Source organism: Dyella sp. (assembly GCF_035685805.1).
GTDB lineage: Bacteria > Pseudomonadota > Gammaproteobacteria > Xanthomonadales > Rhodanobacteraceae > Dyella_A.
In genome coordinates this window covers 1-8,406 of record NZ_DASSAB010000029.1, presented here as the reverse complement: position 1 = coordinate 8,406, position 8,406 = coordinate 1, and the positions used below count along the sequence as shown (strand labels likewise).

Here is an 8,406-nt window from a genome sequence, read left to right as displayed (position 1 = left end):
CACCTCGGCACCCCATTTTGCTGTGGCACTGCGTCGAGTCTTCGCGGCCTGCTCTGTCGCCTCCGTCGCCGGAGGGCGCAAGCTGACGACCTTGTTGGGTTGAGGGGTGGTTGACTTCATGGCGGCCTCGCCGTGTTGATGTTGCCTACGGTAGCCCCGGAAGTTATTGCCGAGCAACAGATTTAGCGCGCTTCTGACCAGACATTTATGCCTAGTTCGACTAGTCGAAAATGTCCTCTCCTGGGACCGGACAAAAATGCCCGCTAATAAAGACCACTGAGCACAACCAAAACGAGAACAACCAACAGAATTAGGGAAGCCCGGACGTCAATGTCCAGTCCAAATCCCGACTTCGCCCGCTTCGTGCCCAGCTACGTGAACTGCTACATCGCCTGCTACAATCCGAGGCAACCGCACCGCGGGAACCCGCGGCAACGCTAGGACTGGGATTGGATGGTGGCTATGCTTCCCCTCCACCCATAGCCACCATCGCCCCGCCGACGTTTCCGCGCCACGCGCGGGTCTTCATCTTCCGGCGAGACGTCATGCATATCTTCAAGGTCTTCCAGCTCGAGGCGGCCCACCGCTTGCCTCATGTGCCGCCAGGGCACAAGTGCGCGCGCCTGCACGGGCACTCGTTCCGCATCGAGATTCACGTCCGCGGCGAGCCCGATCCCCGCCTTGGCTGGGTGATGGACTTTGCTGACGTGAAAACTGCGTTCGCGCCGCTCTATGAGCAGCTGGACCATCACTACCTCAACGACATCGAGGGGCTGGACAATCCGACCAGCGAGATGCTGGCACGCTGGATCTGGCAGCGTCTGGTGCCCCGGCTGCCCGGGCTGGACAGGGTGGTAGTGCATGAGACCTGCACGTCTGGCGCGGAGTGTTCGGCAAACAGTTCTTGATGCGCCGCATGCAACGTGTTGGAGAGCGTATCTGGCTGATTAACTGAAGATTGCCTGAGCGGGAGCGGGCGAGCACCCGAATTATATTGCACTGCAACATGGAACTGGTTAGGATGGCTTCACTACCAGCCACCCCACCGAGGGGAGATTGCCATGAACCAGCAGTACACCAACCACGCGTTCGCCTTTGCCAAGCAGTTTTCCGACAGCGCGTTCCGCGCCCAGTCGCTCGCGCTGAAGAGCCTCGAGACGGTCGCCGGCCTGCAGTTCGAGGCACTCGAGAAGCAGGCGCAGGCGTCTGCCGCGTTCCTGACCGAAGCGATGGAGGCGCGCGACATCGACGGCTTCCGCTCGCTGTGGGAGAAAGGTGCCAGCCTGAGCCGTGACAACGCCGAGCGCGCCGTGGCGGTCAGCCAGGAGATCTTCGCGGTGACGCAGAAGACCGCCGAGTCGCTCAACGCCGTGATGCAGGAGCAGCAGCAGGCCGCCAATGACGCGGTCAGTGCGCCGGCTGCAGCCACCAGGAAGTCCGCCGCCAAGTAAGGCGCGACGCTGTCGAAGAAGGCCGGGCATTCGCCCGGCCTTTTTTTGTGTGCACACGGCGCGATGCGTCCTCCTGTCCAGCCGATTTCCGGGCCCGCGACGCTTGTCGCTGTTGCCGGCCGACTGCTACAATCTTGCGGATTGGATCGTGGCATGTCGCGGAATCAGTGCCTGCCTGGTGTCATGCCGCGCGGGAACCTCACGTGCTCAACAGTCTAGATTCCGGACGCCGTCTCGCGTGGCGCATCGTGCGACTGCAGTTGGCAGTGGCGCTGGCAGTTGGCGGCATGTTTCTGCTGCTGGGGCCGCGGCACGCTATCGCAGCCGCCTCCGCGGCCGGCGTGGTGGCAACGGGAACGTGGCTGCTGTCGATGCGGATATTTGCCGGTCTGGGCGTGGGCGAAATCGCGCTGGGCCGGTGGCTCTCGGGCATGATCCTGAAGTGGATCGTGACGCTCGGGGGGCTGTACATGATCCTCGTTCAATTCAAGTTGCCGCCGTTGGCCGCCATCGCGGGGCTGATGGCAGCGTACGCGGTCAATCTGCTGGCGTTCAGATTCAAGGGTTGAAACATGGCAAGCGAGCCGCAGGGCGGTCTTACCGAATACATCCAGCATCACCTGACCTTCCTGCAGTCGTCGCACGACGGCAGCTTCTGGTCGTTCCATCTTGATTCCATTGCCGTCTCGCTGATTCTCGGCGTGCTGGCTTGCGGCTGGTTCTGGCTCAAGTCACGCCGGGCGACGGCCGGTGTGCCCGGCAAGGGCCAGGCCTTTGTGGAGATCGTGCTGGAGTTCGTCGACGGCCAGGTCAAGGACGTGTTCCATGGCGATCGCCGGTTCCTCGGTCCGCTGGCGCTGACGGTGTTCCTCTGGGTGTTCCTGATGAACGCGATGGATCTGCTGCCGCTGGATCTGGTGCCGTTTATCACCGAGAAGCTCGGCATCGAACACTTCCGCTCGGTGCCTACCGCGGATCTGAGCCTGACGTTTGCGATGTCGCTGACGGTGCTGGTGCTGGTGATCTTCTACAGCTTCAAGGCCAAGGGCTTCAGCGGCTACATCCACGAGCTGTTCACCGCGCCATTCGGTGCCCATCCGCTGCTGTGGATCCCCAACTTCGCCCTGAACCTGGTGGAGCTGCTGTCCAAGCCCGTCAGCCTCGCGATGCGACTGTTCGGCAACATGTATGCAGGTGAGCTGGTGTTCATGCTGATCGCCGGCCTGTTCAGCGCGGGCAGCTGGCTGTTGTTCGGCATGGGCGTCATCGGCTACACGGTGTGGGGTCTGTTCCACATCCTGATCATCTCGATCCAGGCCTTCATCTTCATGGTGCTGACCATCGTGTACATCTCGATGGCGCACGATCACCACTGATTTCGTTTTTCTTGCTGTCACTTACGCATTTCTTTTCTTGAGGAGACCACCGTGGAACAACTCGTTCAGTTTGCACAAATCCAGGGCTTCACCGCGATCGCGCTCGGCCTGATCATCGGTCTTGGTGCACTGGGTGCCTGTATCGGTATCGGCATCATGGGTTCGAAGTTCCTCGAGGCTGCTGCACGTCAGCCGGAGCTGGTGCCGCTGCTGCAGGGTCGCATGTTCCTGCTCGCCGGCCTGATCGATGCCGCGTTCCTGATCGGCGTGGCGCTGGCGATGTACTTCGCCGTGGCCAACCCGCTGCTGGGCGCCGTGCTTTCGGCTGCCGGCACCGGCAAGTAAGACGTCAGTGCGGCGCCGCGCGAGCGGCGCCGCCTTCCTGCAGGGGCGCTTCGGCGCCCGTGCTTGTACCTCGCACTAACAGGTAAGCAGCGATGGATATCAACGCCACTTTGATTGGCGAAATGCTCTCGTTCGCGATCTTGATCGGGTTCACGGTGAAGTTCATCTGGCCGAACCTGACCAAGGCGATCGAAGAGCGCCAGCTGAAGATCGCCGACGGCCTCAACGCCGCCGAGCGCGCGCGTGCCGAGCTCAAGGACGCCGACGCCAAGGTGGCCGATGAAATCCGCAAGGCGCGCCAGCAGGCCTCGGAGATCATCGACAAGGCGCAGCAGCAGGCCAACCAGATCCTGGACAAGGCCCGGTCCGACGCCGTGGCAGAGATCAATCGGCTCAAGGCCGTGGCGCAGGACGACATTGCGTCAATGGCGCAGCGTGCGCGCGACGAGCTGCGCGAGCGGGTCGGTGCGCTTGCCGTGCAGGGCGCCAGCAAGATCGTGCAGCGCGAGATCGATCCGGCGGCCCACAAGGCCTTGCTCGACCAGCTCGCGACCGAGATCTAGGCAATGGCGCAGGCAATCACTCTCGCCCGTCCGTACGCACGTGCCGGTTTCGAACTGGCCCACGCTGCCGGCACGCTGGCCGAATGGTCCGGCGCGCTGGCCTTCGCCGCGGCGGTGGCTGCTGACCCGCAGGTGGCCGGTTTCGGCAACGACCCGCGCGTGCAGCCGGCGCAACTGGTTGCGCTTCACCTGCCCCAGGGGATGGCTGCCGATGCACCGTTCGCGCAGTTCCTCACCGAGCTGGCCGAACAGCGCCGCATGGCCCTGCTGCCGGAAATCGCCGCGCTGTTCGAGGACTACAAGCGTGAGGCGGAATCCCAGCTGCTGGTGAAGGTCACCAGCGCACTGGCACTCGACGCGAGCCAGACCGAGCAATTGAAGGCGTCCCTCAAGCGCCGCTTCAAGCGCGAGATCGAACTGGAGACCCAGGTCGATGCGTCGCTGCTCGGCGGCGTGGTGATCGACACCGGCCACGAAGTGATCGACGGTTCCGCGCGCGGCCGCCTGGAAAGGCTCGCCAGCGCACTGGCCCACTGACCCCCAGATCCAAAAAAACCATCGGGTGCCGCATGCGCGGCGCGAACCCAAGGAAACGACCATGTCCAGCACCACCTTGAACCCGTCCGAGATCAGCGAGCTGATCAAGAACCGCATCGAGCAGTTCAAGCTCGGCGCGGAGGCCCGTAACGAGGGCACGATCATCAGCGTGTCCGACGGCATCGTGCGCATCCACGGCCTTGCCGACGTGATGCAGGGCGAAATGATCGAGCTGCCGGGCGGCGCCTACGCGCTGGCCCTCAACCTCGAGCGCGATTCGGTTGGCGCCGTGGTGCTGGGCGAGTACCAGCATCTGCGCGAGGGCGACACCGCCAAGACCACCGGCCGCATCCTCGAGGTGCCGGTGGGCCCCGAGCTGCTGGGTCGCGTGGTCGACTCGCTGGGTAATCCGATCGACGGCAAGGGCCCGATCGCCTCCACCATCAATGCGCCGATCGAGAAGGTCGCGCCGGGCGTGATCTGGCGCAAGTCGGTCGACCAGCCGGTGCAGACCGGCTACAAGTCGGTCGACTCGATGATTCCGATCGGCCGCGGCCAGCGCGAGCTGATCATCGGCGATCGCCAGACCGGCAAGACCGCGCTGGCCATCGACGCGATCATCAACCAGAAAGATTCCGGCATTAAGTGCATCTACGTCGCCATCGGCCAGAAGCGCTCGTCGATCGCCAACGTGGTGCGCAAGCTCGAAGAGAACGGCGCGCTCGCCAACACCATCGTGGTGGTGGCGTCGGCTTCGGAGTCCGCGGCGCTGCAGTACATCGCGCCCTACTCCGGCTGCGCCATGGGCGAGTACTTCCGCGACCGCGGCCAGGACGCACTGATCATCTATGACGATCTGTCCAAGCAGGCCGTGGCCTACCGCCAGATCTCGCTGCTGCTGAAGCGCCCGCCCGGCCGTGAGGCGTACCCGGGTGACGTGTTCTATCTCCACTCCCGTCTGCTCGAGCGCGCCTCGCGCGTGTCCGAGGAGTACGTGGAGAAGTTCACCAACGGCGAGGTGAAGGGCAAGACCGGCTCGCTGACCGCGCTGCCGATCATCGAGACCCAGGCCGGCGACGTGTCCGCCTTCGTGCCGACCAACGTGATCTCGATCACCGACGGTCAGATCTTCCTCGAGACCGACCTGTTCAACGCCGGCATCCGCCCGGCCGTGAACGCCGGTATCTCGGTGTCGCGCGTGGGTGGTGCGGCGCAGACCAAGATCGTCAAGAAGCTCTCCGGCGGCGTGAAGCTCGCGCTGGCACAGTTCCGCGAGCTCGCTGCGTTCGCGCAGTTCGCCTCGGACCTGGACCCGGCCACCCGTGCCCAGCTGGATCGCGGCCAGCGCGTGACCGAGCTGATGAAGCAGTCGCAGTACTCGCCGCTGTCGATCGCGGAACTGGCGCTGTCGGTGTATGCCGCCGAGAAGGGCTATCTCGATGACCTGCCGGTCAACAAGGTGCTGGCGTTCGAGAAGGGCCTGCATGCCTTCATGCACCAGAACCACGGCGAGCTGATGCGCAAGATCGTCGCCACCGGTGACTGGAACGGCGAGATCGAGGCCACCTTCAAGTCCGCGATGGACGAGTACAAGAAGACCGGTAGCTGGTAAGCCGGGATACGGCGCGCGATCACACATTGCGCGCCGTCCCTGTCCGAACCCACCGATCACAGCGAGCGAAAGAGCATGGCAAGCGGCCGCGAAATCAAAACCAAGATCAAGAGCACGCAGAACATGCGCAAGGTGACGCGCGCGCTCGAGATGGTCTCGGCGTCGAAGATCCGCAAGGCGCAGGACCTGATGAAGGCCTCGCGCCCCTACGCGCGTCTGATGCGCAAGTTGATCGCGCACGTGGCGCAGGCCAGCACGGACTTCAGCCATCCTTTCCTGACCCAGCGCGAGAACGTGGCGCGCGTGGCGTTCGTGGTGGTGTCCACTGATCGCGGCCTCTGCGGTGGCCTGAACTCGAACCTGTTCCGCCGGCTGCTGCCCACGATCCGCGAATGGCAGGATCAGGGCGTGCAGGTCGACGTGGTGGCGATCGGCCAGAAGGCGGTGCAGTTCTTCCGTCGCATCAAGGGCGTCAACCTGATCGGCAGCGTCACCCACCTGGGTGAGCGTCCGAAGCTCGAGAGCCTGGTTGGCGTGATCAAGGTGGTGCTGGACGCGTATACGGCCAATGGCCTGGATCGCGTGTTCCTGGCCTACAACGACTTCGTCAACACCATGACCCAGACCGCCACGGTGCAGGCACTGCTGCCTCTGCCGCTGGTTGCCGCTGAGATGGAAGGGGCGCCGGGTATCTCGCTGGCGCAGGCGCACGACTGGGATTACATCTACGAACCCGATGCCGCCACCGTGCTGGAGCACGTGCTGGGCCGCTACATCGAGTCGGTGGTGTACCAGGCGGCGCTCGAGAATCTGGCCAGCGAGCACGCTGCGCGCATGGTTGCCATGAAGAGCGCATCGGACAATGCGAACAAGGTCATCGGCGAGCTGACCCTGGTTTACAACAAGGCCCGCCAGGCCGCGATTACCCAGGAAATCTCGGAAATCGTCGGCGGCGCGGCGGCTGTATAACGGCGGTCATCGCTGACCGCAGAGCAAGATCAGGAGCAGGCCTCCGTGGCCGCACTCTTCAAAAAAGCGACGCTTCGGTGGCGCTTCTAAAGAAACCCAAGAAATCCATCCGGAGCATTCCATGAGCCAGGGCAAAGTTGTTCAGATCATCGGCGCGGTCATCGACGTGGAGTTTTCCCGCGATCAGGTGCCGCAGGTGTACGACGCACTGAAGATCGACGGCACCGAGATCACGCTCGAAGTGCAGCAGGTGCTGGGCGACGGCATCGTGCGCACCATCGCGCTCGGCTCCACCGACGGTCTCAAGCGCGGCCTGGTCGCCCGCAATACCGGCGAAGGCATCAAGGTGCCGGTGGGCAAGCAGACCCTCGGCCGCATCATGGACGTGCTCGGCAATCCCATCGACGAAGCCGGTCCGATCGGCGAGCAGGCGCAGTGGGTGATCCACCGCGAGGCGCCCAGCTATGACGAGCAGGCGGCCGCGACCGATCTGCTCGAGACCGGCATCAAGGTGATCGATCTGGTCTGCCCGTTCGCCAAGGGCGGCAAGGTCGGCCTGTTCGGCGGCGCCGGCGTGGGCAAGACCGTGAACATGATGGAGCTGATCAACAACATCGCCAAGGCGCACTCGGGCCTGTCCGTGTTCGCCGGCGTGGGTGAGCGCACCCGCGAGGGCAACGACTTCTATCACGAGATGGCCGACTCCGGCGTCGTGAACCTGGACAACCTGGGCGAGTCGAAAGTGGCCATGGTGTACGGCCAGATGAACGAGCCGCCGGGCAACCGTCTGCGCGTGGCGCTGACCGGCCTGACGATCGCCGAATCGTTCCGCGACGAAGGCCGCGACGTGCTGTTCTTCGTGGACAACATCTATCGCTTCACGCTGGCCGGTACCGAAGTGTCGGCTCTGCTGGGCCGCATGCCTTCGGCCGTGGGCTACCAGCCGACGCTGGCCGAGGAAATGGGCCGCCTGCAGGAGCGCATCACCTCGACCAAGGTCGGCTCGATCACCTCGATCCAGGCCGTGTACGTGCCGGCCGACGACCTGACCGACCCGTCGCCCGCCACCACCTTCGCCCACCTGGACGCCACGGTCGTGCTCTCCCGCGACATCGCCTCGCTGGGCATCTACCCGGCGGTCGACCCGCTCGACTCCACGTCCCGCCAGGTCGACCCGAACGTCGTCGGCGAGGACCACTACACGACGACCCGTGCGGTGCAGTCGACGCTGCAGCGCTACAAGGAACTGCGCGACATCATCGCGATCCTGGGCATGGACGAACTCGCGCCGGAAGACAAGCTGGCCGTGGCCCGCGCCCGGAAGATCCAGCGCTTCCTGTCGCAGCCCTTCCACGTGGCCGAAGTGTTCACCGGCTCGCCCGGCAAGTACGTGCCGCTGAGCGAGACCATCCGCGGCTTCAAGATGATCGTGAACGGCGAATGCGACCACCTGCCCGAGCAGGCGTTCTACATGGTCGGCGGCATCGACGAAGCGTTCGAGAAGGCCAAGAAAGTCTGAACCGGCTGGGCCCTGGAATTCATATGAACACCAT

General features: G+C 64.1%; 10 protein-coding genes. All 10 read left to right on the top strand.

Features of this window, described 5'->3' with window-relative positions:
* The first annotated feature begins 545 nt into the window (after positions 1-545).
* Entirely contained in the window at positions 546-908 is a 363-nt protein-coding gene (queD, locus tag VFG40_RS06315; RefSeq protein WP_324896054.1) for a 6-carboxytetrahydropterin synthase QueD, read from the top strand.
* Between the two features lie 153 nt (positions 909-1,061).
* The gene (locus VFG40_RS06310; protein ID WP_324896052.1) at positions 1,062-1,451 is read left to right on the top strand and encodes a phasin family protein; all 390 of its coding nucleotides are present in this window, start codon (positions 1,062-1,064) and stop codon (positions 1,449-1,451) included.
* A gap of 287 nt (positions 1,452-1,738) precedes the next feature.
* Entirely contained in the window at positions 1,739-2,020 is a 282-nt protein-coding gene (locus tag VFG40_RS06305; RefSeq protein ID WP_324896050.1) for a hypothetical protein, read from the top strand.
* A 3-nt stretch (positions 2,021-2,023) separates the two neighbouring features.
* Positions 2,024-2,827: a F0F1 ATP synthase subunit A gene (atpB, locus tag VFG40_RS06300; RefSeq protein ID WP_324896048.1), complete on the top strand. Its 804-nt coding sequence runs from the start codon at positions 2,024-2,026 to the stop codon at positions 2,825-2,827.
* Positions 2,828-2,878: 51 nt separating this feature from the next.
* Positions 2,879-3,172 carry a F0F1 ATP synthase subunit C gene (gene atpE / locus VFG40_RS06295; RefSeq protein ID WP_324896046.1) on the top strand — a complete coding sequence of 98 codons (294 nt, stop codon included), beginning with the start codon at positions 2,879-2,881 and terminating at the stop codon, positions 3,170-3,172.
* Between the two features lie 92 nt (positions 3,173-3,264).
* Positions 3,265-3,735, top strand: a complete 471-nt coding sequence (locus VFG40_RS06290) for a F0F1 ATP synthase subunit B (protein WP_324896044.1) — start codon at positions 3,265-3,267, stop codon at positions 3,733-3,735.
* A 3-nt stretch (positions 3,736-3,738) separates the two neighbouring features.
* Positions 3,739-4,272 (top strand): F0F1 ATP synthase subunit delta, encoded by a 534-nt coding sequence (locus tag VFG40_RS06285; RefSeq protein WP_324896041.1) that lies wholly within the window; start codon positions 3,739-3,741, stop codon positions 4,270-4,272.
* Between the two features lie 61 nt (positions 4,273-4,333).
* The gene (gene atpA / locus VFG40_RS06280; RefSeq protein WP_324896039.1) at positions 4,334-5,884 is read left to right on the top strand and encodes a F0F1 ATP synthase subunit alpha; all 1,551 of its coding nucleotides are present in this window, start codon (positions 4,334-4,336) and stop codon (positions 5,882-5,884) included.
* 75 nt (positions 5,885-5,959) lie between these two features.
* Positions 5,960-6,853 carry a F0F1 ATP synthase subunit gamma gene (gene atpG, locus VFG40_RS06275; RefSeq protein WP_324896037.1) on the top strand — a complete coding sequence of 298 codons (894 nt, stop codon included), beginning with the start codon at positions 5,960-5,962 and terminating at the stop codon, positions 6,851-6,853.
* Between the two features lie 121 nt (positions 6,854-6,974).
* Positions 6,975-8,372, top strand: coding sequence for a F0F1 ATP synthase subunit beta (atpD, locus tag VFG40_RS06270; protein ID WP_324896035.1), 1,398 nt, complete (start codon positions 6,975-6,977; stop codon positions 8,370-8,372).
* The last annotated feature ends 34 nt before the right edge of the window (positions 8,373-8,406 follow it).